Genomic DNA, 25,059 nt, shown 5'->3' with positions numbered 1-25,059 from the left:
CAGACTCTCCAAACTGCGCTGCTCGCATCCAGTTGTCCTATACATTTGAGCTGACAGTGTTATCTTGCAAACAAAGGGAAAGTAGGCGTGCTATTTAGTCGCCCGTCTTGGCTATACTCATGCTAGTTACTGGGGCGAGTCAGCCTTAGCGCATTAAGGATAAAAATAATGGTAGAAAAGATCACGGCCATGTTGGGGTTAGTGGGGATCTTATCAATTGTGTGTCAGTGGCTCGGTTGGCGGCTGCGACTGCCGGCGATACTCCCCTTGTTGCTCTGTGGTCTGTTGGTGGGGCCTGTATTTAACTTGCTGGATCCCGATGCCATTTTTGGCGATCTACTGTTTCCTGTGATCTCCCTTGGGGTAGCGGTGATCCTGTTTGAGGGCGCACTTACACTCAATTTCTCCGAGATCCGCGAACATGGCCGCATGGTGACCCATCTGGTGTCGCTCGGCACCTTAGTCACCTGGCTCTGTATCGGTGTTGCGACGCACTTCATCATGGGATTCTCTTGGGAGCTGGCCATGTTGTTTGGCGCGCTGGTGGTGGTGACCGGCCCAACGGTGATCGTGCCTATGCTGCGCAGCATAAAGCCAAAATCGCAACTGGCCAGTATTTTGCGCTGGGAAGGGATAGTGATCGATCCCATCGGCGCCTTGCTAGCCGTGTTAGTGTTTGAATATTTGACTGTGGCCGCCGAGCCCGCCAGTCATGTGCTGCTGTCGCTGTTTTCCATGCTGAGTGTCGGCCTGGGACTTGGCGCCCTGTTTGGTTATGGCATAGGGGTGATGCTGCGCCGGGCCTGGGTGCCGCATTATCTTAAGAATACCGCCGTGCTCACCATCATGCTCGGCGCCTTCGTGGCCTCTAACCTGCTGCAGGAAGAGTCTGGCCTGCTTACCGTGACCGTGATGGGGATCTGGCTGGCGAATATGCGCGGTGTGGATATCGGTGAGATCATCGAATTTAAGGAGACGCTTACCGTACTCTTCATCTCTGGCTTGTTTATTCTGCTGGCGGCCAGGTTGGACTCTACCGCGCTAATGCAACTGGGATGGCAGGGGCTGGCGCTTTTGCTGGTGGTGATGTTTGTCGCCAGACCATTAAGTGTCTGGTGCTGCGCCGTGGGCACCTCGCTGCCTCGCGCCGATAAATGGTTTCTCAGCTGGGTGGCTCCGCGGGGGATAGTCGCGGCGGCGGTGTCTTCGCTGTTTGCCATCAAGCTTGAGCGACTCGGGGTGGCGGGGGCCGACAAGATAGTGCCGCTGGTGTTTTTGATCATCATAGGTACAGTGGTGTCGCAGAGCCTCACGGCCGGGGCCTGGGCGCGGTTTTTAGGGGTGAAGGCGGGTTCCGCTCAGGGGCTGCTGATTTTTGGCGCCTCTAAGTTCGCCAGAGAGCTTGCCAAGGTACTGCTGCAGAAGAATGTGTCCGTGGTCTTGGCTGATAACAACTGGGATAACATACGTTTATCGCGCATGGATAATATTCCCGTATATTTTGGTAACCCGGCCTCCGAGCATGCCGATAATGCGCTGGATATGACGGGATTGGGTCGCCTCCTGGTCTTGTCTCCCTATCGTCAGCTCAATCCGCTGGTGACTTTTCATTTTCAAGATATTCTTGGCAAGAATAAGGTGTTTGGCCTGGGAAGCGGCGAGGGTAACAGCGCCCGCCATCAGTTGTCTGAGTCCTATTTGGAGCGTCTGTGCCTGTTTGGTGACAATGTCACCTATGCAAGGCTCGCCAGCACTATTGCCAAAGGCGGCAAGATCAAGAGTACCAGCCTGACGGAGAACTTTAGCTTTGCCGATTTTAAGCAGCGCTACGGCGAAGGCGCCTTGCCGCTCATCTATCTGCAAGAGGGTAAGGTGAAGCTTATCACCCAGGCGGTGGATGACTTGCCAGTGGGCATAGAGCTTATCAGCCTGTTATCCGAGGAGGCTCTCAATGAAGCCCAGTTGGCCGATGAGAAGAAGGCGGCAGCGTCTCTTGAAGACGGTGAATGTGTGCCTTCTAGGCCAGTTGATGGGAATCAGGAAATTAAAAGCAGTCAGGTGCCATCAGCTGTGACGGCAGACGAGAAAGCGGCAGGTTAATGTTTTAGCTTCAATCTTTATTGCTTGAATATTAGCGTTGGTAGTTTTAGGACATAAAAAAGGAGGCGATTGCCTCCTTTTTTTACGAATCAGTTATCGCCTCGAGTTCAGGCGGCTTGATGTTGAGTCTCATCGTCTAGGGTCTGCGCTCTAAGCTCGGCTGGGTCGAAGTCATCGACATTGATTGACTTCATGCGGCCAATTTCGGCGCGCTCGAGCAGCGCCACTTCCTCATCGCTCAAGATCCCCAGCGCCTTACCCTCGGCGGCTAGCTTATCCAGCCACATGAAGGGGTGGCGTTTACCGGTAGCCTTGCAGATTTTATCGTGCAGCGGTTCACAGGCCAGAATGTCCTTAAACGTCTGCTCCTGAATACCTACGGCGTTGAATGGAGACGGTGTCCAGAACTGGCCTTTACCCAGGCGATCACGGCTGGCACAAGGGGTTTGCATGATTTTAGCCACCTTATGATCCAGAACATCGCTTGGACGCTTAAGTGGACGACCAAATGGGAAGAGGATGACTCTTAGCACGCGGCCCAGTCCCATCGGGAAGTTGTTGAGCAGATCGTCCAGCGAGTCTTGCAGCTTGTAGAGGGCATCCTCAACCGCCCATTGTACCAGCACAAGATCTTCGCTCTGACGGCCTTCATCCTGATAGCGCTTCAGGGTCGCCGAGGCCAAATACAACTGACTTAGCAGATCGCCAAGACGGGCCGAGACGCGCTCTTTACGCTTGAGGCCGCCACCAAGGGTTGCCATGGCCAGATCCGATAGCAGGGCCAGGTTGGCACTGAAACGGTTCATGTGCTGATAGTAACGCTTAGTCTTGTCCTTGTACGGGCTGTTTGAGAAGTAGCTAGAGGTCAAGCCCAACCAGAAGCTACGCACCAGGTTGCTGGTGGTAAAGCCGATATGACCAAACAGGGCAGAGTCGAAGTCGTTAAGCGACTTGTGCATGTCGGGATCAAACGCCGCTTCCATTTCGGCCAGTACGTAGGGATGGCAACGGATCGCCCCTTGACCATAGATGATCATCGAGCGGGTCAGGATGTTAGCCCCCTCAACGGTAATGGCGATAGGCGCCGCCTGATAACCACGGCCCAGGTAGTTGTTCTCGCCAAGACAGACGCCTTTACCACCGTGAATGTCCATGGCGTCGATGACGCATTTCTGCATTCTGTCGGTCAGGTGATACTTAACGATGGCCGAGATAACGGATGGTTTCTCGCCAAGATCGATACCTGTGGTAGTCAGGGTAGTAACCGCATCCATCAGATAGGCGTTGCCGCCGATGCGTGCCATTGGCTCTTCGATCCCTTCTAGCTTACCGATAGGTAGCTTGAACTGACGACGAATGCGGGCGTAGGCGCCTGTGGCCACTGCCGCTGTCTTGATGCCGCCGGCTGAGTTAGAAGGTAGTGTGATACCGCGTCCAACCGAGAGACACTCGACCAGCATGCGCCAGCCCTGACCGGCCATCTCTGGACCACCTATGATAAAGTCCAGCGGAACGAACACTTCGTTGCCGCGTGTCGGACCGTTTTGGAACATACAGTTCAGCGGGAAGTGACGACGACCGGTTTCGACGCCGGGCACATCCGTTGGGATCAGGGCGCAGGTGATGCCCAGCTCTTCCTTGTCGCCCAGTAGCTTGTCGGGATCTTGCAGCTTAAACGCCAGACCCAGCACGGTCGCAACCGGCGCCAGGGTGATATAGCGTTTGTTCCAGGTCAGTTTCATCCCCAGCACTTCTTCGCCTTGCCATTGGCCTTTACAGACGATACCAAAGTCAGGGATGGCGCCTGCATCCGAACCCGCTTCCGGGCTGGTGAGGGCGAAACAGGGAACTTCCAGGCCTTTGGCCAGGCGAGGCAGGTAGTGATCTTGCTGCGCCGGGGTACCATAGTGCTGTAGCAGCTCGCCGGGGCCGAGAGAGTTAGGCACGCCAACGGTTGAGGCCAGCTCGCTAGAGACGCCCGCTAGCTTTTGCAGTACGCGAGACTGGGCATAGGCAGAGAATTCCAGACCACCGTACTTCTTCTTGATGATCATGGCGAAGAAGCCGTTGTCTTTGAGGTATTGCCAGATAGATTCGGGCAGATCGCCGAGTTGGTGAGAAACCTGATGCTGGTTGAGCATCTTACACACTTCCTCAACCGGTCCTTCGATGAAGGCCTGCTCTTCGGCGGTCAGACGGGCGACAGGGTAGTTATGCAGTTTCTTCCAGTTAGGCTTACCGGCAAAGAGATCCGCTTCCCACCAAGTGGTACCGGCTTCGATCGCTTCTTTTTCGGTGGAAGACATCTCCGGCATGATCCCTTTATAGAGTTTCAGCAGCGGACGGGTGATCACGCTTTTTCTGAAGGCGCCTATGTTAAGCGGTAGGGCGATGGCCAGAAAGACCAGCCAGGCAAGGGGGGAAATGCTCGCAGTTGCTGTACCCAGTGCCATCACGATAGCCGCGATGATGGTCGAGGTCAGCAGGGATACTCTAAGGTAGGCTAAGGCGCCTAACGCAAAGAGCATCACAAAAATCCAAAGTAAGCTAGTCACGGTAATTCTCCTTCAATAGCGACCGAAAGCTGCTCTATGTCAGCATTTTTTATATGACCATAATCACAATTATAGATGCTGGTCAGACCTGTGTCGCATAAAATCTAACCCTATGGCGGGTTTTATACAAGCATTTTTCAAACAATTGTTTAACTTTTTTGTTGAGGCGAGGATTCCACAAATTGGGTCAAGTCGTTAGAATTAAATAAGATAAGCAATTTAGAGTTAAGGTGTCTGTTTATGTGTGAGTTGCTGGCCATGAGTGCCAATGTGCCCACGGATATCGTGTTTAGTTTTACCGGGCTGGCAGAGCGTGGTGGCGTCACAGGTCCCCATGTCGATGGTTGGGGGATCACCTTCTATGAAGGTAAGGGCAGCCGCACCTTCAAGGATGCCTGCCCGAGTAGCCAGTCCCATGTGGCGCAGTTGATCAAGTCTTACCCTATCAAGAGTGAAGTGGTGGTCAGTCATATCCGCCAGGCCAATCGCGGCTGTGTGTCGCTGGAAAATACCCACCCCTTCACCCGTGAGTTATGGGGACGCTACTGGACCTATGCCCATAATGGTCAGCTTAGCGATTATCAGCAAAAATTTGCGGTGCGCCGTTATCAGCCTGTGGGTGACACCGACAGCGAACTGGCGTTTTGCTGGATTTTAGAGAAGGTGGTGGAGCGTTTTGGCGATCAGGCGCCTGCGGATCTGCTGCCCGTTTATCAGTTTATCGCCACCCTGGCCGATGAGATCCGCGCCCTTGGGGTGTTTAACATGATCTTGAGCGACGGTGAGCATCTGATGAGCTATTGCAGCAATAACCTGTGCCACATTACCCGACGGGCCCCCTTTGGTAAGGCCAAGCTTATCGATACCGACGTGGTGATCGATTTCGATAAGGAGACGACGCCCAACGATATCGTCACCGTGATCGCGACCAGGCCGCTGACCGATAACGAAGACTGGCATATTCTGAAGCCCGGAGAGTGGAAGCTGTTTGCCCGGGGCGAGCTTGTTTTAACTCAAGAAGGCTGAAGCCAAGAGAGCTTAAATTAAAGGGATTAGGCCGAGCAAACGGTTAGTTGTAAACCTTGGAGAAAGAGAAGGGGCATAAGGCCCCTTTTTAATGCTGATGTTGGGAATGCCAATCCTTCGGGCAGAATGTGCGAGTAATTCAGACAAGTAACTAAATCTATGGCTGACTTTCTACGGCTGAGACTGGTTTTGTCTATCTGCGAGGGCCTTGATCTGTTCACCTGTCTGTTGATTTGCCTGTTTACTCGCCTGTTTATTGGTCTGCTCGCTGGTTTGCGCCATGGTCGGCTCACTGTACTGATAATTAAGCAGGGTGATATCTAGCTGTTTGCTGCCTTTCTCGAAGTGGGTCAGCCTGATAGGCAGATAACCGAGTTCGGGTGACATCCAGAAAAAGGTTTGGCGTTTATCGTTGTCCCGCACCACCTCTATCTTGACCGTCTCATAGGTGCCGCTCGCGATCACCATGCGCTCCTTGCCGACCACCTTAAAGTCATACTCATCGATCTCGCCGCTCTTGAGCATCTTGTAGTGCAGCTTATTGCTGCCCTTCATGATATCTAGCCTAAACTGCAGCTGAACCATTAGAGGGTCGAAGAGATCCGGGGTATAGGGAAACTTTGCCCGTTCATCCTTGTAGCGGCTGTGCACCAGTTTCTGATCCAGCACATAGGCGGATTGCTCCTGATAGTCGGAGCCGGTGCCGCTGCGGTTATGGGTAAAGCGCATGGGGATAAGCTGCTCTCCCTCCTTGCTGAAGGTGCTGATGACGGTGCGCTTATCCCACAGCATCAAGAGGCTGACGTCGCTGTCGAAACGATATTGGTATAAGTTGTCCTGAGGCGCCGGCAGCTGATAGCGCGCCTTACCCAACTCTATACTGCCGTAGTTCACCTGATACTCGGCCGTGTGGGGGGTCAAGGGGTATTCATCGGCCTGTGCGGTAAGGGCAATGGCACAGAAAGATGAAATCATGAATGCGGATTTGAATATCGACAAGGCCTTCTCCCGGTAACTAAAGGTTAAAAGGGTAATGCAAACACTAGGGTCGCCAGATCCGGCTGCCACTCATACTTGGACAGCTTAACCCTACCTCGGTTCACTTCTATCGCTTCACTTCTTAATCTCTGCATCTGCTCGATAAAATAGGGACTGGTCTCGGGAAAGGCTATTTTGCCTTGGCTGTTGATCACCCTATGCCAGGGAAGCTCCAATGTATCGGGCGCCATCTTGAGGGCGCGGGAGACGTAGCGTGCCCGTCCGGGCAGCCCCGCGAGATCGGCTATCTTGCCATAGGAGCTGACCTTCCCCTCGGGGATCAGGGCAATCACATGCCATATCTTGGCCATGGGCGATAACTGTGTCTGATCCACGCGTTCTCCGTTTTGGCCCTAAGGCTTCTGCATATTAGGTTAGTGATCTATTGCTTAAGCCCAGAGTGCTTAACTTAATGCGTTTAACTTAAGCACGCCTCTGTCCGGCTTAAGGCTATGTTCTGATAGTAAACCAGATTTTTTATAATTTCTAAGGTTAAAGGGGGAGTTAATCTATCCGAGAGCCTGAGCGGCGAGAGAGGTAAGATGGGGGAGGTAGTCGCTTTAGTGCTGGATCGCGCTGCTATGAGTTGCTTGGGATGGAAAGAACAGACAGGTCCTTGTCGCTTGGCCTGTCTGCTCAACTGTCTGCTCACTTGTCTGTGTGACGTGGCGGTATCGCTAGCCTTGTGCGCCCAAGGCGGTTGGCTGAGCCTGTGATAACTCCTGTTTGGCACCAAAGCGATGAAACAGCACCAGGCCTATGGCGGCCAGCAGGCCGAAGCCGCCTATGATGTACCACATCAGGGAGGGCTCACCAGCGCCCTTAGCCACTTCGGCGTAGAGGTAACCCGATAGCGGGCCCGCCAGCAGGAAGCCGATGGCCGATGAGACGAAATAGTAGCCCATAAACATCGCCTTCTTATCCTGGGGCGCGAAGCTGGCCACATATTCCTGGCTCTTAGGGGACGCCACCATCTCGCCGATGGAGAAGACTAAGATAGAGGTGAGCACCATGGCGCCGCCCATGAGTATGCCATGAGCTAGTCCACCTAGCGCCGTACCCAGTGCCAGGATGAGGGTGCCGGCCACCAATACAGGTAGCGGACTGAAGCGCTCGGCAATGCGGCTTACCATCACCTGCATCAGCACGATAGAGAGGAAGTTCAAGCCGATAAGGTATTCGGGGTTCACCTGACGATACTGCTGGGCAAACTGCTGACTATATTGGCTGGCCAGCTCTGGGCTTTGCGCGATTGCGCCAAGGGCTGCGCCCAGCTCCTCCTTTGGGAGCATCACCTTGGCATGTACCAAGTCGAAGTAGGCCTCTGACAGGCTCAGGCTTCCTGCTGTGTAGGCTTTTGCCGCGCTCAGAAGCTCGTCGCTAAGCAGAGTGATATCTACGGGGGCGAAGAAGTCGAGCATTCCGGGCCAGGAGGCGAGCATGGTGACAAGATCTGAGGTATCGACAAAGTCACGGATATAGATGGGCAGGGTGATGAAGATCTGCTGGTAGACCATCCAGAAACCGGAGAGGATAAGCAGGTAGATCACGAAGGGTTTGTTGCCAAGGGCGATCTTCTGCTGATACCAGGGCAGTTGCTTGTCTGACTTGGCCAGCGTGTTCCAGAGAAAATGCAGACTAAACCACACCAGATAGATGGTGAGGCACTGCTCGCCTCTGATCCACTTGGCGCCGTAGGAGAGCAGGATCACTAAGGTGCCGAAAAACAGCAGGGCGAAACGGGCGTTGCCCAGAACCTCTTGGATGTCTCTCAACACCTGAGATAGCGGCTTGCCCCGCTGCTGGTGGGGATCCGTCGGTTCACGATAGAAGAAGGTTGCCGGTATGAAGTTAATGCCTATCCAGATCGCCGACATGATGAAGACCCAGTCCCAGCTGATGGCGCGGACATAACCTGCGATGAAGGGGCCGAGGAAGCCGCCCACATTGACCATCATATAGAAGATGCCAAAACCCAGGCCGCGGTTGGTGTGATCTGTGGTGCGCGCCACAGTGCCAGTCACCACAGGTTTAAAGCAGGCTGCGCCTATGGCGACCCCCATGAAGGCGATGAAGAAGCCGCTAAAGCTGCTCACCTGACCCAGGAGGAAATAGCTGGGGCACATGATGGCGTAGGCGATAAGAAACATCTTACGGTAGCCATAGCGATCGGCCAGGGCGCCGGTAAGCACGGGAAACAGGTAGAGAAAGAAGGGGATCATTCCCTGCAACAGGCCACGCTCCTGTTCGCTAAAGCCTAAGCCGCCTTGGTGAGCAGGAGAGGTCATATAGAGGGAGGAGAGGGTAAAGAAGCCATACCAGGCGAGACGTTCGAAGATCTCCATGGTGTTGGCCACATAAAAGGTACTGGGCAGAGGGGTACGTGTAGGGGTCGTCATTATTATTCTCGTATATTGTATACATTTGTCTGGTCATGCTATCGACTTGGGCGATGAAATACAAGTCGCCGGCAAGGCTTGGCCTGAAGGGAAAACCCGATTGCGGTTGCCTTTAATGTGATTTCGGTCATAATGGCGCCACTTTATATGCCTAATTTGATTAACCAGAACCTGAGACTATGCCTGTACTCGATATATTGACCATTCCCGATGAGCGCCTGAAACGTAAGGCCAAGCCCGTAGAAGACATTGCCGCCGTGCAAGGTTTTATCGATGATCTTATCGAAACCATGTACCACACAGACGATGGCATAGGGCTGGCCGCTACCCAGGTGGGCAGCGAACACGCCATCTTAGTGATTGATCTGTCTGAGGATCGCGATCAGCCCTTGGTGGTGATCAACCCTGAGTTCGTCGAGCGTTCGGGCGAGATCGTCGGCGAGGAGGGATGTCTCTCAATTCCTGGCTACCGCGCCAAGGTGACACGTTTCGAAAAGGTGAAGGTCAAGGCGCTTAACCGTCAGGGTGAGGCCTTTGAGATCGAGAGCGATGACTTCCTGGCAATCGTTCTGCAACACGAGATGGATCATCTCGATGGCAAGGTCTTTATCGAGCATTTGTCGCCCCTCAAGCAGCAGATAGCGCTCAAGAAGGTAAAGAAATATCGCTAATCGATAGCGATAGCCGATAACCCATAACCGATAAAACCACCCTAGGGTGGTTTTTTTGTGTCTGCCTGTCGCCTGTTGGCTCGATGCTTTGAGGTGATCTTCCACTCAAATCTCAGGTTTCTCTGCTTGCGATCTGCCAATTTATAAATATACTGTATTTATATACAGTATTTGCGGTATTTATGTTGAGCGTGACTCGGTGCGTTTGGGATAACGCTAGGTTAAGTCAGGTCTAAGTCCTGGTTTAGGTCTTGGTTTAGGCATTAGTCTTGATGAGGGCTTAGCCTATAGTCCGATTTCCGAGGGGCGCTTAACCGAATCGAACCGAATGAGAGCGGGTGTATCATGGCCTTGGCAGATCTTCAACTTGAACGTTTACTCCAGCGCAGCGATCTCTGGCGCGGCGATGCCTATCATCCCCAACAAATGGGGCTGGATAGCGGCTATCCTGAGTTTAATCGTCATCTGGGACAGGGAGGCTGGCCCAGTCAGGGGCTGTGCGAGATCTTCTGCTCCAGCGAAGGGATCGGCGAGCTGAGCCTGGCGCTGCCTCTGATGCGCCGTCTGATCCCTAGGCAATCGAGGGAGGGAAGTGCTGCCGGGTTGGTGAGTCTGGTGGCGCCGCCTCACGTGCCTTATCCCCAGTCGCTGGCGATGCAGGGGATAGATGTAAGCCGTCTCTTGTGGGTCGATACTCAGACGCCGAAGGAGCAGCTTTGGGCGCTCGAGCAGATCTTAACCAGCGGCGCCTCGCCTCTGGTCTTATGTTGGCTCGAGGATCTCAGTGTCAGTCAGGCCAGGCGTTTGCAGCTTGCTTGCGAGAAGGGCGAGAGCCTGTGTCTCTGTTATCTGCCAAGCAAGCTCAAGGAGCAGGCTCATCCCGTGCCACTGCGGATCGCCTTGCAACCTAGCACTGAAATCAACACAGGAACCAAGATAGAAAGCAGTAGCGAAGCTAACACAAAAATGGGCAACGATAGGCTTCTCGAGACCCAGGTGGATATTCTAAAGCGCCGTGGTGGCTGGCCAGCGCCGCGCTTCTCCTTATCCCTGCTACCCGAGCTACTAGCCCAGAGTCTGATGCTCGATGTGACTAAACAGCAGGAGCAGGATAAGAGATTGGAAAATGAGCTGAATAAGCAGCTGAGCGGTCAGATCTTACAAGGCCCCTGGAGTGCGTAGATGTTGTGGCTGGCGGTCTATTTTCCCCACTGGTTACTCCAGTATCAAAGCTATCATCAAGGCTTGCCCCAGGGCGGCGAGCTGGCCCTCTTTGAGCGTCAGTCGAGTCAGATCTTGATCGCATCGAGTGCCGCGGCTAAGCTGGGCGTGGAGCCGGGGCAGAGCCTGGCTACCGCCCAGGCGCTCTGCCCATCGCTGCAACTGCTGGCCTATGAACCCTCTTTGAGTCAGGAGGCCAGCCATTGGCTGTGCCAGTGGAGTTATGGCTACAGTGCCAGGGTCGTGCCGCCTGTCTGCCCGTTCGAGCAGGCCCAGCAGCATAGGCTAAATAAGCCGAGTAAGTCACATAAAGCAAGCAAATCGAGTCGATCCTATGATGTGCCCAGTGTGGCAGACACCCTACTGCTGGAGGTGGGCTCCATGGCAAAGATCTTCGGCGGCCTGGATAGGCTCATCCGTCAATATCAGAAGAGCGCCCAAGGCTATGGCCTCGAGTGTCAATTTGCCCTGGGGGAGAATGCCTTGCTGGCTCAGTTGGGAGCTAGGCATCTACCGCTCACTCTGCCTGCAGATGTCACCTGTGATAACAAGAGGAACCCGAAAGAAACTCGCGAGTCTAGGTGCACTAAGTTAGGGAACTCTAAGCGAGGGAACTTTAAGCCAGAGAGCCTAGAGTCGGAAATTGGTGCCACAGCATCCACATATCTCGCTAATCGAGAAGTGAGAGAAGCTGCCCTAGAAGAGAAAAATCAAGAAGAGAAAAACCAAGAAGAGAAAGCCCTAGGAGAGAAAGGCCAAGGAGAAGAAACCAAAGCGCAATCGATAGATGAGCAAGCGGGGGCATCTCTGGTTAGTTTACCTCTGATCGCTCTCAAGCAGGTCGCGCCTCTGCCGCTCTCTGTCTTGCCACTGCCTGGGCATGTGCTGCAGTCTTGCGAGAACATGGGGCTTACTCAGGTGCAGGCGCTGCTCGCCTTGCCACTCAAGGAGCTTGGTGAGCGCTTTGGCGAGAGTGTCTTAACCCTGCTGGCTCAGCTCAAGGGGCTGCTGCCTCAGGTACACGAGTTTTACCAGATGCCAGAGTCTTATCGTCACAAGCTTGAATTGCTCTATGAGGTGAGTCATCTCGAAGGCTTGGCCTTTCCCCTCGGGCGCATGCTAGGAACACTATCGGCCTATCTGGTGCAGCGCCAGCAGGCGGTGCTGGCGCTGTCATTAACCTTAGTGTTTCGCGACTTGAGTCTGGTGCCACTGCGCTGCGAGATCCGTTATCCCTTCGCCGAGCATAGGGCAGATGCCTTACTTAAACTCTGCCGTGTGCAGCTAGAGAGTCTCACCCTGGCGGCGCCGGTGATCAGCCTGGCGATTCAGGCCGATACCCTAGTGCCGCTATCGGTGCAGACATCCAATTGGTGGCAGGGCGAGGGTAAGAGTGATGCCAGCATGCGCCTGCTCTCACTGCTTGAGGCGCGTCTAGGTGCGGATAAGGTCAAGGGACTTGAGCACTGCAGTCACCATCTGCCGGAGCTGAGCTGGCAGAGCCGCTCGCTTTCTCAGAGCCGAGCCTCTCAAAGCCGCTCGGGCGCTTTGGGGGGTAAGCGATCGAATCAAGCCGTTTCTCAAAGCGCTTCCCGTCAAAACACTTCTTGTCAAAGTATTTCTAGTCAAAGCGTTTCTACTCGAGGTGCTTCCAGCCAAAAGTTTGAAAGCCAAGCGCTTGAGCGCCAAGCGTATGATCGGTGCGCCGAGCCGAGGGCAAGCTATCAGGGCAAGACTCGGGCGCTGAGCGAGGAGGCAACCTTATTTGCAGATCTGTTTCATGGCCTGTGCGATGGCCGCATCCGCCCTAATTGGTTACTGCGCCAGCCCGAACCGTTGGCGCCGGAGTCGGTGAGCCTGCTTAAGGGGCCGGAGCGGCTGCACAGTCCCTGGTCGGCGGCCTCGCCGCGGGATTATTACCTTGCCCGTATGCATCAGGGGGGGCTCTGCTGGGTATTTCGCTCGCCTGAGGGGTTATTCCTACAGGGATGGTTTGGCTAATGTACAGCGAATTACAGTACGCCGAATTGCACGTCCTCTCGAACTACAGCTTCTTGCGCGGGGCTTCCCATCCTCACGAGCTGGTGGAGCAGGCTAAGCGCCTTGGCTATCAGGCATTGGCGCTGACCGACGAATGCTCCTTTGCCGGTGTGGTCAAGGCCCATGAGGCGGCCAAGCGCTGCGATCTTAAGCTGATCCTGGGCGCCGAGTTTCATCTCGATGAGGGGCTGTTCGTGCTGCTGGCGCCTTGCCGTTTGGCCTATGGTGAGATCAGCGCCCTGATCACCAACGCCAGGCGAAGCCAGGGCAAGGGTGAGTACCGAGTGAGCCTGGAGGCCATCTTGGCTCAGCAGGAGAGCCTGCTGCTATGGCACCCGCCCACGCTGGCGCAGTTCAGGCAGGCTGGCGAAGCAAGGAGTGGCGAGGCAAGGAGTGATGATGCAAGGAGTGGCTTGGCCGTAAACGATACGGCAGAGAGTGATACGGCAGGGAACCATGCTGCACAGAGTGATAGGCCTAATCTGTTGTCCCGTTATCGTGAGCACATAGTGAGCATCGCCTCACGGCTGGTTTTAGCCTTTCCGGATCGTCTGCATCTGCTGATGGAGCGGCTCTTGCTACCGGGAGAGGCGCTTAATCTGCAGCAGTGGCAATGGCTGAGTCAGGCTCAGAACATTCCCTGCGTGGCGGCTGGCGGCGTGCGCATGCACGAGGCGGAGCGTCAGCCGCTGCTGGATATTTTAACCTGTATCGCACATGGGCGGGATCTCGACAGCGGCGCGGCGCTATGCTCCATCAACGCCGAGGCCAGCCTCAAGCCGATTGCGGCGCAGCATAAACGTTATCCTCAGGAGTGGATCGATAACGGTCTGGCCCTGGCCCGTCGCTGCCACTTCTCTCTGGATGAGCTCAAGTATGAGTACCCAGCCGAGGTGGTGCCCGCCGGCATGCTGGCCAGTGACTATCTGGCGCAGGCGGTGCGTGAAGGCGCCAAACGCCGCTTTCCCGATGGGGTGCCCGATAGGGTGAAGGCGCAGTATGAGAAGGAGCTAGAGCTGATCGCGGCGATGGCCTATGAGTATTTCTTTCTGACCATCTATGACATCGTCTGTTTCGCCAAGTCTCAGCAGATCCTCTATCAGGGAAGGGGCTCGGCGGCTAACTCTGTGGTCTGTTATTGCCTGGGGATCACAGAGGTGGACCCCACCAAGATCAACATGTTGTTTGAACGTTTCATCTCCAAGGAGCGTAACGAGCCGCCGGATATCGACGTGGACTTCGAGCATGAGCGGCGCGAGGAGGTGATCCAGTACATCTATCGCAAATATGGCCGTGAGCGTACGGCGCTGGCCGCGGCGGTGATCTGCTATCGATTCAAGAGTGCCATGGGCGATGTAGGTAAGGCGCTGGGGATAGATGCCGAGCAGGTAGCCCTAATGATAAAGAATATCGATCGCCGGGATCCCAAACATCACTGGACGACTCAGCTTGCCGCCATGCTGCCGGAGGCTGGCCGCGGGCGCATGTTGCAGCCCTTGGTGCAGACGCTGATCGGTTTTCCCCGCCATCTGTCTCAGCACGTGGGAGGCTTTATCATCTCGGCAGGGCCCTTGTCTGAGCTGGTGCCCATTGAAAATGCGGCCATGGCGGATCGCACCGTGATCCAGTGGGATAAGGATGACTTAGAGAGCCTGGGGCTGTTAAAGGTGGATATCCTGGCCCTGGGGATGCTGACGGCGATCCGTAAGACTTTCGCCTTGCTGAGTCGCCCTGAGAAAGCCTTTTCCATGGCCGATGTGGCATGGGAGGAAGCCGAGGTCTATGGCATGTTGCAGGCGGGCGACAGCATAGGGGTGTTTCAGGTCGAGTCCCGGGCACAGAGCGCCATGCTGCCAAGGCTTAAGCCAGCCTGTTATTACGATCTGGTGGTGCAGATCGCCATCGTCAGGCCCGGGCCAATTCAGGGGGACATGGTACATCCCTATCTGAGGCGACGTGATGGCCTGGAGGCGGTGGAATATCCCAGCCCGGCGGTCGAGTCCGTGCTGTCTCGTACCATGGGGGTCCCTATCTTTCAGGAACAGGTGATCCAGCTGGCCATGGTGGCTGCAGGGTTCAGTGGCGGCGAGGCAGATCAGCTGCGCCGGGCGATGGCGAGCTGGAAGCGTACCGGTGAGCTTGAAAAGTTTGAGGCTAAACTGCTTCAGGGGATGGCGGCGCGGGGGTACAGCCAAACATTCGCCGAGCAGATCTACAGGCAGATCAAAGGCTTTGGCGAGTATGGCTTTCCCGAGTCGCATTCGGCCAGCTTTGCCCTGCTGGCCTATGTGTCGGCCTATCTTAAACATCATTATCCGGCGGCCTTCTGCTGCGCCTTGCTTAACAGCCAACCCATGGGCTTCTATAGCCCGTCGCAGCTTATTCAGGATGTGCAGCGCCACGATGTTATGGTACTGCCGGTATGTGTCAATTACAGTGAATGGGATAATAGCCTGGTGCCCCTGCAGGAGGCTGAGCAGCCTGCGATACGCCTGGGCTTTAGGCAAGTGAAGGGACTCAGGCTGGAGGAGATCAAGACCCTTGTCGCGGCGCGCCCCGAAGGCGGCTTTACCCGGGCCGAGCAGCTCTATGAGCTAGGTTTATCTCAGGGCTGTCTGACCTTGCTGGCCAGCGCCGATGCCCTGTTGACGCTGGCCGGGCATAGGTATCAGGCGCGCTGGCAACTCAGTGCCTATCAGCCGAGCCTTCCGCTGTTCGATGACTTGCCTGCTGTCGCCAGTGATGTGGTGTTGGCGCCCCCAAGTGAGATGGCTGCCATGCAGAGCGACTATCGCCATCTGGGGCTCAGCCTGGGGCGCCATGTGATGGCTCAGCTTAGAGGGCTGGCGCCATTTGTGGGCTGTCGCCGCGCCAGTGAGTTAGCCGATTGTCGTCATGGGCAGCTTGTGCATGTGGCGGGCGTGGTGGTGGGGCGTCAGCGTCCCGGTACCGCCTCTGGGGTTACCTTCGTGACCTTAGAAGATGAGACGGGCAACATCAATGTGATCGTCTGGAGTGCCACAGCCAGGGCGCAGCGTCAGCCATTTTTAACATCAAAAATTTTAAAGGTAACTGGGATGCTAGAGACTCAGTCTGGCGTATCACATATCATCGCGGGCAGGCTGGACGATCTATCGGCTTTGGTGAATAATTTTGAATCGAGCTCGCGGGACTTTCGTTAGTGGTCGCGTGTTAATGATGCCATCCTGGCGAGCCACAACAGGCTTACTCGGGTTGTTCCTGTCATTGTCCTCGTTCTAGCCCTTTGAGGTATACTCATCGCCTTTGGTTCAACGATAGGCGTGAGTTTAGGCTCCAAATACCAGCAAAATGACCGGGAGAGAAAGGGTGAAGTTTGTCTTGTTAACGCACGAGCGGGAGTACGATCGTCCCAGCAACACTGGCCAGCTGGCGTTAGCTGCATTTCCTGAGCTGTGTCGCCGTGTGCCCTGGTCACGGATCGCGCCCGATGAGGCGTTGAAGCAGGCCTGTGAATCGGGTGAAGCTCTGCTGCTCTTTCCAAAGGAGCGCGACACAGACGAAACCGACTCAGGTTCGAGAATGGGCTCGAGCGTGAATCAGGTTAGCACGCCCGAGCAACTCCTAGCCAAAATAGATGAAGAGCAGGGCATGCGTCAGGTGATCATTCTCGATGCCACCTGGCAGGAGGCTAGAAAGATGATGCGTCAGAGCCCCTATCTGCAAGCGGCGAAGAGGTTGACGCTGCAGGAAAGCGAACCGTCACGCTATCGCCTAAGGCGGAATCAGTTATCTCAAGGTCTGTGCACCATAGAGTGCATCATTAGCCTGATGCACAGTTTAGGGATGAGCCAGGAGGCACAGCAGCTTGATGAGGCGTTTGATCTCTTTATGTTAGATCACCGTCAGGTAGACGCATAGGAAGTGGCTGAGGGCGCCGGCGAGCACAAACAGATGCCAGATGGCGTGATTATAGGGAATGCGTTTACCCACATAGAAGATCACCCCGGTGCTGTAGAAGATCCCGCCCGCCAGCAGTAGCTGAAAGCCCAGTAGCGTCATGGCTGCAAGCAGCTGCTTCATCACTATGACACACAACCAGCCCATCACCAGATAAAGCACTAGGCTAAAGATCTTGAAGCGGTGAATAAACAGTGTCTTAAACAGGATCCCGCCTAGGGCCAGACTCCAGATGGCGATGAGAATGGCATCGGCCTCGACACTGTCGAGCAGGATCTGCATCAGCGGCGTGTAGGTGCCGGCGATCAACAGATAGATGGCGCAGTGATCGGCTATCTTGAGTTTATGCTTTAACTTAGGTGCCGAGACGCTGTGATAGAGCGTTGAGCAGAGAAACAGGAGTATGATGCTCAAACAATAGAGTGCCAATCCGCCCAGTTGAAGATCGGTGAGCCTGTCCCATCCCTTATGCAGTGAAAACGCTAGCGCCAGAATACCTGCAATCACACCCAGGCCATGGCTGAGGGCGTTTGCCAGCTCTTCTGCGCGGCTATAGGGAGCGGCCGTAGCAGCAAAGCTGGGCTGACTATTCAGGCCGATCTCTTGGGGCTGTATGGTTTGTGGCGGCAGGGACTGTGGTGGCATTAGACTCTCTAAAACTGGTTAGACCTCGTTAATGGTGAGTCTAACAGCATGCTGGTGCAAAAGAAACAGTTAAGCGTACATGTGTACGCCTAATTCGGATTTTGTCATGTTAGTGATTGAATTTATTGCTTTTTAAATTTCAGACTGTCCACTATCTATCCTTGATTGAACTAATAGCATCTCTTCTTCTCTAAAATGCTAAGTTTCCTAAGGAAAGGATGAGTTGCTATTGCGAGTGCACCCTAAGGATAGCCAATCTTCCTGGCTTGACCTCAATCTTAATCTAAACCTAAACCTTAATGCTGATATTGATATCGAGCAGTTAGTCTTCTGCCATCTAGCAAGTGAGCCATTAGCGGGTAAGCAAGCCGACCAAGGCGCTCATGCAGAGGAGCTTTTGGTTAAGGAGCTTTCGCTTGAGGAACTTTCGCTTAAGGAACTTGTTCCTAACGCACCTTTTGAAGGCCCACTTTCTATCGCTATAGCTGCAAGGATTGGCTGGAAAGATCTGTCACTCTTCTTGGTCGTCTTGCTGGCACATCTTGCATTGCTGGCTTTCTTGAGTTGGCAGTTTAAGGGGCCATATCTGGCTCAGGAATCAATTAAGCAAGACAAGAAGGCCATCAGCGCCTATATGCTGACTCAGGCAGAGTTTGACGCCATGAAGGCCAAATCTCGCCCTGCTGAGGTACCAGTAAACGCGCCAAAGCAAGATACGCTTAATCAAAGGGCTGAAGTGACAGAGGACAATCCGGCGCCGATTTTCGCTCAGCAAAGTGCCGCTCCGATTAAGCCGAGTCCAGAGAAGGAGGCGTCAGCGACTCAAGTTACTCGTTTCCAGCCTAATGTTACCCAAGCAAGTGTTGAGCCCTCCGTTGTTCCAGCAGTTGATCCCTCCGAGTTTAACATCGCGCCTAAAATCGAAGTGCACGCTGACACTCAGAAAAAGAATGAAGCATTCTCTTTCAAGGCTGCGAAAGGTCTTAATCTGGAGAGGGGAGCAGCAGACTCGGGAGCGGTAAGCGCTGCAACTGGCGATTATATGGCAAGATACAGACAGGCACAGCTGGACAAGCTAGTCGAGCACGCCGCCGACAAGGCCACCCAGAAAAAGTCGATGAGCGAGATGGATGGCGAGATGAGGGTGTTAGCCTTGCCTAAGGAGAACGAGTATGAGACGGCAATCACCTTAGACAGCAAGGTGGATCCCAATCGCATCGTCAAGATAGGGGATACCTGTTATCGGGTCGTGAGTGTGGCGACAGCAATTAACCCCCATGGGGAAAACTTAGGCTTCCCCTTTAAGTGTGGTGGCGACAAGGTGAAACAGGCGATTAAAGACTCTCTCGATAAGCATCTGAGTATGATGGGCGTGAAGGTTAAAGATAAAAATTAGCGTGATATATTTTCATTTAAATAATATTTTTCGCCTTATGTGTTGTTCAAGTTTTTGATTTTACTTGGTTGTTATGCACTGTTAATTTGATGCCAGCATTCATTTAAAGGGGCTTGCCACCCTCAATCTCTTAGGTCTATACTGAGCCCCTCTTGTCGGAGTGCCATTAGGCTGAGACCGTTTATTCGGGATCCGTTGAACCTGATCAGGTTAGTCCCTGCGAAGGAAACAAGCATAATATGACCTTAGTGTCCCGCCGTTTTTTATCGGCCAATAGGATTAAAATCGCCGCAAATTTGGCGAGCGCAATCCCAGTGACACCCAGCATATTTTTGAATCAGGCCATTTGGCCTGACTCAATGCCCTCAACGCCAAACTTCTCCAGACAAGCAACTTCATCTAACCCTATAGTGAGATTGCTTATGTCAACACGTCGTGAAATGCGAGCAGAGGCCCAGGCCTTTATCGATAACCTCAAACCCCTACAACACCCTAATTCGCAAAAATTTTACCTAAGCGGCAGCAGGCCAGATCTCAAGGTCGCGATGCGGCAGATCTTTCAGTCAGACACCCTGATTGGCGGCACGGCTGAGGCGCCTGTCTATGAGAAGAATCCCCCCATCACAGTCTATGACTGCGCCGGGCCCTATTCAGATCCCGAGGCTGATATCGATGTGCGTCGTGGTCTTGTTAAGCTGCGCAGCGAGTGGATCGCCGAGCGCGGCGATACCCAAGAACTCGAGCAGGTAAGCTCAGGTTTTACCCAGCAGCGTCTGGCCGATGAGGGGCTAGATCATCTGAGGTTTGAGCAGCTGCCCAAGCCAAGACGCGCCCTTGAAGGCAAGGTGGTGACTCAGATGCACTACGCCAGACGCGGCATCATCAGCCCCGAGATGGAGTATGTGGCCCTGCGTGAGAACATGGCACGCGAGACAGTGACCGACGAGGTGCTAAATCAGCGCGCGCCGGGTGAGAGTTTCGGCGCCAAGCTAGGTAAGCCGATCACGCCAGAGTTTGTGCGTCAGGAGTTGGCGGCAGGCCGGGCAATCTTACCGCTTAACATCAACCACCCTGAGGCTGAACCTATGATCATCGGCCGTAATTTCCTGGTGAAGGTCAACGCCAACATAGGTAACTCGGCGGTTACCTCCTCTATCGAAGAGGAGGTGGAGAAGCTGGTGTGGGCCACCCGTTGGGGCGCGGATACCGTGATGGACCTTTCGACCGGTCGCTATATCCATGAGACCCGCGAGTGGATCATCCGTAACTCGCCAGTGCCCATCGGGACTGTGCCCATCTATCAGGCGCTGGAGAAGGTCAATGGCGTCGCCGAAGATCTCACCTGGGAGATCTTCAGAGATACCCTGATCGAGCAGGCGGAGCAGGGGGTGGATTATTTTACCATTCACGCCGGTGTGCTCCTGCGCTATGTGCCCATGACGGCCAAGCGCCTCACAGGCATAGTCTCTCGTGGCGGTTCCATCATGGCCAAGTGGTGCCTCTCTCACCACAAGGAAAACTTCCTCTATGAACACTTCGATGAGATCTGTCAGCTGTGCGCCGCCTACGATGTCTCCCTCTCGTTGGGTGATGGCATGCGACCAGGCTCCATCGCCGATGCTAACGACGAGGCGCAGTTTGCCGAGTTGGAAACCTTAGGCGAGCTGGTTAAGAAGGCCTGGCAGTATGACGTGCAGACCATCATCGAAGGGCCGGGTCATATCCCGATGCAGCTTATCAAGGAGAACATGGATAAGCAGCTCGAGCTGTGTGACGAGGCGCCGTTTTATACCCTAGGCCCTCAGACCACCGACATTGCTCCAGGTTATGATCACTTCACCTCAGGCATAGGGGCGGCGATGATCGCCTGGTATGGCTGCGCCATGCTCTGCTACGTGACGCCCAAGGAGCATCTTGGTCTGCCAAACAAGGAAGATGTTAAGCAGGGGCTGATCGCCTATAAGATTGCCGCCCATGCCGGCGATGTAGCCAAGGGGCATCCTGGCGCGCAGATCCGCGACAACGCCTTGTCTAAGGCGAGGTTCGAGTTCCGCTGGGAAGATCAATACAACCTGGGGCTGGATCCCGATACCGCCAGGGCGTATCACGACGAATCACTTCCGCAGGAGTCGGCCAAGGTAGCCCATTTCTGCTCCATGTGCGGTCCCAAGTTCTGCTCGATGAAGATCACCCAAGAAGTGCGCGAATACGCCGCGGCCCAAGCGATTGAGGTGAGGGAGATTGAGGTTGAGCAGATTGACGTTACTGCTAGCGCGCCAAAGGCAGAGATCCAGCAAGGGATGGCGCAGATGTCGGCGCAGTTTAAGCAAAGTGGCAGCGAGCTCTATCACAGCGCGGTGAAGCAAAGCCCTGGCGTTGAAAGCGCCTCTCTTGAAAGTACCACTTTTGAAAGTACTGCTCTTGAAATTACGGCTCTCGAAAAAGCAGAAGAGGTGTAGCCATGTCCGCTAAAAAACCTATCGTCTGGACCATTGCCGGTTCAGACAGCGGGGGCGGTGCTGGCATTCAGGCAGATCTTGCGACTATGGCGGATCTGGACTGCCATGGTTGCAGCGTGATCACCTGCGTTACCGCGCAAAACTCGGTGGCGGTTAACGGTGTCGAGCCTGTGAGCAAGGGTATCTTGCTCGCTCAGCTCGATACCCTGCTGGCAGATCTGCCGCCAAGGGCGATCAAGATAGGGCTGCTTGCCAATCAGCGTCAGATTAACCTTGTCGCCGATTGGCTGGCGACCCATATGGCGCCACTGAAAACGGATGATGGCCAGCCTATCCCGATTATTCTGGATCCCGTGATGGTAGCGTCCTGCGGCGATGCCTTGACTGGCGAATCTGCTGTTCAGGCCTCCGCTCAGCCCAAAACTAAGCTCAAAACTGAGCTCAAAACTGAGCCCAAGCACCTTGCCGGGTTGGATTTCAGTCCCTTCGCTAAGCTGCTTACCCTTGTGACACCAAACGCCAGCGAGTTTGGCAAGTTAGTGGGCGAAGAGGCGAAAACAAACAATGAGATGCTAGCTCAGGCAAGCGCACTCTCAAGGCGCTTAGCCTGTAATCTGCTGATCACAGGCGGTGACAAGGGCGCGCTCTGGCATAGCGATAAGGCGGAAGATCTCTTTATCTGTAATGCGGTGGCGCATACCTCGCCGCTGCACCAGCACACTAGCTTTCGCCTGAGCGGCGAGCGGGTCGATAACCCCAATCATCACGGTAGCGGCTGTACCCTGTCCTCGGCGATCGCCAGCTTTCTGGCCCAGGGCCTGGTGCTCCACGACGCCATCTTGCTCGCTAAAACCTATGTAGGCCAAGGCATAGTGTCGGCCAAAGCCTTGGGCGCCGGCGCCGGGCCTTTAGCCCGCTGCGGTTGGCCTTCTGGCCTGGTATTGCTTCCCCGTATCACAGAGGTGGCTGGCATCACTTCGTTTAGCTCTTCAGATCGCGCTTCAGATGGCCCCTCGACGCTGAGTTTTCCAAGGCCTAGTTTCCCGGGGCTTAGTTTTCCAAGGCTTAAACGTCCCATCGGGGTGTATCCCGTGGTGGATAATGTGAATACTTTAGAGCAGGTACTGGCCGCCGGTGCAAGCACGGCGCAGCTGAGGATCAAGCTTGAGGATGATGGCCAAAGAGGTCGCAAAGGAGAAGACAGCAAACAAAGAAAGTGCAAACAAGAAGAGAGCCAAGGTGCCGCCGTGTTAGATGCACAGATCCAAGCGGCTATCGCGCTGGGGCGCAAATACGATGCTCAGGTGTTTATCAACGATCACTGGCAGCTGGCGTTAAAGCATGGCGCCTTTGGCATCCATCTGGGGCAGGAAGATCTTTTTGAGGCGGATCTCGATAGGATCGCCGAGGCGGGGATCGCCCTAGGTGTCTCCAGTCATGGCGTGTTCGAGTTGGCGCTGGCCAGTCAGCTTAATCCTTCCTATCTGGCGCTGGGGCATATCTTCCCCACACCGACGAAATCTATGCCTTCCAATCCTCAGGGGTTGAGTATGCTCGCTCGTATGGTCGCGCTTTGGACGCCCGATTGCCCCAGAGTGGCCATCGGCGGTATAGATGCTTCGCGTTTAGAGCAGGTTAAAGCAACAAACGTTGAGGCGGTGGCCGTGGTGCGCGCGATAACTCAGGCGGATTCGCCGGGCGAGGCCTATAAACAGCTGGCCAGGATGTGGGAGAAAGCCTATGTCCCTCAATGATAGTGCGTTTATTCAGTATTCACGGCAGATCATGTTGCCCGAGGTCGGCGAACTGGGCCAGCAAAGGCTGATGGAAGCAAGTGTTGCCATCGTGGGGCTTGGCGGCTTGGGTCAGCTCTGCGCCCAGTATCTGAGCGCGGCGGGGATCGGCCGCATGACTCTGATCGATGATGACAAGGTGGAGCTGAGTAACCTGCCCAGGCAGCTGCTGTTTTCCCATGACGATTGCGGCCAGTATAAGGTCGAACTCGCCAGAGACAGGCTGGTAGAAAAAGGCTCGGCTCAAAACAGCCCACTCTCAGCACAAGTGCAGATATCGGCCAAGGTTGTCCGTCTGGATGGCGATAACGCCGAGTCTCTGCTCTCAGGTGTGGATCTGGTGCTCGATTGCAGCGACAACTTCGCCACGCGCCAGCATATCAATGCCGCCTGTGTGGCGCTGAGCACGCCTAACGTGGTGGCGGCAGCGGCCCACTTTGCCGGTCAGTTGATGGCGTTCGATCTGAGTAAATCTCCAGACAGCGGCTGTTATCACTGTCTGTTTCCGGCAGAGCTAAGGGTGAGCGAGAGCTGCAGCACTATCGGCATACTTGGGCCCATGGTGGGCACCATGGCCTCTATGCAGGCGCTGCTGGCGATAAAGTTATTTTTGGGATTACCGGGTCTAGGCTTGCTGCATAGGTTCGATGGATTAACTGGCGAGATGCGAAAGTTCACGCTGCGCCGGGATCCCAAGTGCTCGGTCTGTGCGGCAATTAAAGAATTGAATGAAGAGGTTTATGCGACACATGACGAGACTACCTGTTCATCGGCCTTAGGAGAGATAGATGAGTGAGATCAGCTTAAGTTTGAATGGTCAGATAATACAGGTGCCAGATAACGCGAGTCTGCAGTCCATGTTGGAGAGCCAGCAGATAGCCCTGGATAGTGTGGCGCTGGTGCGGGCAGGCGAGGTGGTCCCCAAGTCACAGTGGGCGTTGACCCTGTGTGAAGCGGGCGATGTGATTGAACTCTTTGGCGTAGTGGCAGGAGGTTAATATGTTAACGATAGGCGATAATCGGTTCTCTTCACGCTTATTTACCGGCACGGGAAAGTTTGCCAGTGCCGATCAGATGTTGGCGGCCTTGGCGGCCAGCGGTTCACAGTTGGTGACACTGGCGATGAAGCGGCTCGATCTTAAGGCGGGTTTCGATGATATTCTGGCGCCCATACGTCAGAGCGGCGTTAAGCTGCTGCCCAACACCTCGGGGGCGCGCAATGCCAAGGAGGCGATCTTCGTCGCCGAGCTAGCTCGTGAGGTGCTGGGTACCTCCTGGGTAAAACTTGAGATCCACCCCGATCCTAAGTATTTGATGCCAGATCCCATCGAGACCTTTAACGCCGCCAAGGTGCTGTGTGAGCGCGGCTTTACCGTATTGCCCTATGTGCATGCCGATCCTGTGCTCTGCCGTAATCTTGAGTCTGTGGGCTGCGCGGCCGTGATGCCTCTGGGTAGCCCAATAGGCTCAAATCGCGGACTGGAGACGGCTGCATTTTTGAAGATCATCATAGAGCAGGCCAAGGTGCCCGTGGTGGTCGATGCCGGGATCGGCTCACCCTCTCAGGCGATGGCGGCGATGGAGATGGGCGCGAGCGCCGTACTAGTGAACACGGCAATTGCCGCCAGCCGCGATCCGGTGAAGATGGCGCTCTGCTTTGCCGATGCAGTCGCCACTGGGCGTAAGGCCTATGAGGCGGGCCTGGCCCAGGTTCACCAGAGGGCGATTGGCACCAGTCCCCAGCAGGCGCTCACCGCCTTCTTATCGGAGTAACCCA

At 54.9% G+C, this 25,059-nt stretch carries 18 protein-coding genes and 1 riboswitch; of the genes, 13 read left to right on the top strand and 5 right to left on the bottom strand.

Annotation, left to right across the window (positions count from 1 at the left end):
- The first annotated feature begins 168 nt into the window (after positions 1–168).
- A complete protein-coding gene (locus K0J45_RS10795) occupies positions 169–2,100 on the top strand; it encodes a cation:proton antiporter (protein ID WP_220042561.1) in 1,932 nt (643 codons plus the stop codon).
- Positions 2,101–2,207: 107 nt separating this feature from the next.
- On the opposite strand, the gene fadE is transcribed toward K0J45_RS10795, so the two are convergent.
- Positions 2,208–4,655: an acyl-CoA dehydrogenase FadE gene (fadE, locus tag K0J45_RS10790; RefSeq protein WP_220042560.1), complete on the bottom strand. Its 2,448-nt coding sequence runs from the start codon at positions 4,653–4,655 to the stop codon at positions 2,208–2,210.
- 240 nt (positions 4,656–4,895) lie between these two features.
- Between fadE and K0J45_RS10785 the strand changes: the two genes are divergently transcribed.
- Positions 4,896–5,681: a class II glutamine amidotransferase gene (locus K0J45_RS10785; RefSeq protein ID WP_220042559.1), complete on the top strand. Its 786-nt coding sequence runs from the start codon at positions 4,896–4,898 to the stop codon at positions 5,679–5,681.
- Positions 5,682–5,852: 171 nt separating this feature from the next.
- Here K0J45_RS10785 and K0J45_RS10780 read toward each other — a convergent pair whose 3' ends face one another.
- The 3 genes from K0J45_RS10780 to K0J45_RS10770 form a co-directional block, all read right to left on the bottom strand.
- Positions 5,853–6,656 carry a DUF3108 domain-containing protein gene (locus K0J45_RS10780; RefSeq protein ID WP_220045277.1) on the bottom strand — a complete coding sequence of 268 codons (804 nt, stop codon included), beginning with the start codon at positions 6,654–6,656 and terminating at the stop codon, positions 5,853–5,855.
- 47 nt (positions 6,657–6,703) lie between these two features.
- Positions 6,704–7,030, bottom strand: coding sequence for an MGMT family protein (locus tag K0J45_RS10775; RefSeq protein WP_041406634.1), 327 nt, complete (start codon positions 7,028–7,030; stop codon positions 6,704–6,706).
- Positions 7,031–7,396: 366 nt separating this feature from the next.
- Complete coding sequence (locus K0J45_RS10770) at positions 7,397–9,118, bottom strand: MFS transporter (protein ID WP_220042558.1); 1,722 nt, start codon at positions 9,116–9,118, stop codon at positions 7,397–7,399.
- Positions 9,119–9,297: 179 nt separating this feature from the next.
- Between K0J45_RS10770 and def the strand changes: the two genes are divergently transcribed.
- The 5 genes from def to K0J45_RS10745 all read left to right on the top strand — a co-directional run bounded on the left by def (position 9,298) and on the right by K0J45_RS10745 (position 16,950).
- Complete coding sequence (gene def / locus K0J45_RS10765; protein WP_220042557.1) at positions 9,298–9,789, top strand: peptide deformylase; 492 nt, start codon at positions 9,298–9,300, stop codon at positions 9,787–9,789.
- A 345-nt stretch (positions 9,790–10,134) separates the two neighbouring features.
- A complete protein-coding gene (gene imuA / locus K0J45_RS10760; protein ID WP_220042556.1) occupies positions 10,135–10,971 on the top strand; it encodes a translesion DNA synthesis-associated protein ImuA in 837 nt (278 codons plus the stop codon).
- Complete coding sequence (locus K0J45_RS10755) at positions 10,972–13,011, top strand: Y-family DNA polymerase (protein WP_220042555.1); 2,040 nt, start codon at positions 10,972–10,974, stop codon at positions 13,009–13,011.
- On the top strand, positions 13,011–16,232 hold the full coding sequence (locus K0J45_RS10750) for an error-prone DNA polymerase (RefSeq protein ID WP_220042554.1): 3,222 nt from the start codon (positions 13,011–13,013) through the stop codon (positions 16,230–16,232). The genes K0J45_RS10755 and K0J45_RS10750 overlap by 1 nt, the downstream gene beginning before the upstream one ends.
- 166 nt (positions 16,233–16,398) lie before the next feature.
- The gene (locus tag K0J45_RS10745) at positions 16,399–16,950 is read left to right on the top strand and encodes a DTW domain-containing protein (RefSeq protein ID WP_220042553.1); all 552 of its coding nucleotides are present in this window, start codon (positions 16,399–16,401) and stop codon (positions 16,948–16,950) included.
- On the opposite strand, the gene trhA is transcribed toward K0J45_RS10745, so the two are convergent.
- Positions 16,924–17,634, bottom strand: coding sequence for a PAQR family membrane homeostasis protein TrhA (gene trhA, locus K0J45_RS10740; RefSeq protein ID WP_258406668.1), 711 nt, complete (start codon positions 17,632–17,634; stop codon positions 16,924–16,926). The two genes, K0J45_RS10745 and trhA, sit on opposite strands and share 27 nt — an antisense overlap.
- Before the next feature lie 223 nt (positions 17,635–17,857).
- Here trhA and K0J45_RS10735 point away from each other — a divergent pair, with 223 nt between their 5' ends.
- The 6 genes from K0J45_RS10735 (at position 17,858) to K0J45_RS10710 (ending at position 25,055) form a co-directional block, all read left to right on the top strand.
- Positions 17,858–19,030: a hypothetical protein gene (locus K0J45_RS10735; RefSeq protein WP_220042552.1), complete on the top strand. Its 1,173-nt coding sequence runs from the start codon at positions 17,858–17,860 to the stop codon at positions 19,028–19,030.
- A 146-nt stretch (positions 19,031–19,176) separates the two neighbouring features.
- A riboswitch (TPP riboswitch) is annotated at positions 19,177–19,275 on the top strand.
- A 177-nt stretch (positions 19,276–19,452) separates the two neighbouring features.
- A complete protein-coding gene (gene thiC, locus K0J45_RS10730; RefSeq protein ID WP_220042551.1) occupies positions 19,453–21,489 on the top strand; it encodes a phosphomethylpyrimidine synthase ThiC in 2,037 nt (678 codons plus the stop codon).
- Positions 21,490–21,491: 2 nt separating this feature from the next.
- Entirely contained in the window at positions 21,492–23,243 is a 1,752-nt protein-coding gene (locus tag K0J45_RS10725) for a bifunctional hydroxymethylpyrimidine kinase/phosphomethylpyrimidine kinase (RefSeq protein WP_220042550.1), read from the top strand.
- Positions 23,230–24,078 carry a HesA/MoeB/ThiF family protein gene (locus tag K0J45_RS10720; RefSeq protein WP_220042549.1) on the top strand — a complete coding sequence of 283 codons (849 nt, stop codon included), beginning with the start codon at positions 23,230–23,232 and terminating at the stop codon, positions 24,076–24,078. The genes K0J45_RS10725 and K0J45_RS10720 overlap by 14 nt, the downstream gene beginning before the upstream one ends.
- The gene (thiS, locus tag K0J45_RS10715) at positions 24,071–24,280 is read left to right on the top strand and encodes a sulfur carrier protein ThiS (RefSeq protein ID WP_220042548.1); all 210 of its coding nucleotides are present in this window, start codon (positions 24,071–24,073) and stop codon (positions 24,278–24,280) included. Before K0J45_RS10720 ends, thiS begins: the two co-directional genes overlap by 8 nt.
- A 1-nt stretch (position 24,281) precedes the next feature.
- Positions 24,282–25,055, top strand: a complete 774-nt coding sequence (locus tag K0J45_RS10710; RefSeq protein ID WP_220042547.1) for a thiazole synthase — start codon at positions 24,282–24,284, stop codon at positions 25,053–25,055.
- Positions 25,056–25,059 lie beyond the last annotated feature (4 nt).

This window comes from Shewanella alkalitolerans, assembly GCF_019457575.1.
Classification (GTDB): domain Bacteria; phylum Pseudomonadota; class Gammaproteobacteria; order Enterobacterales; family Shewanellaceae; genus Shewanella; species Shewanella loihica.
Note: the sequence above shows the minus strand (reverse complement) of the source record. Positions and strands in the feature narration are given on the sequence as shown.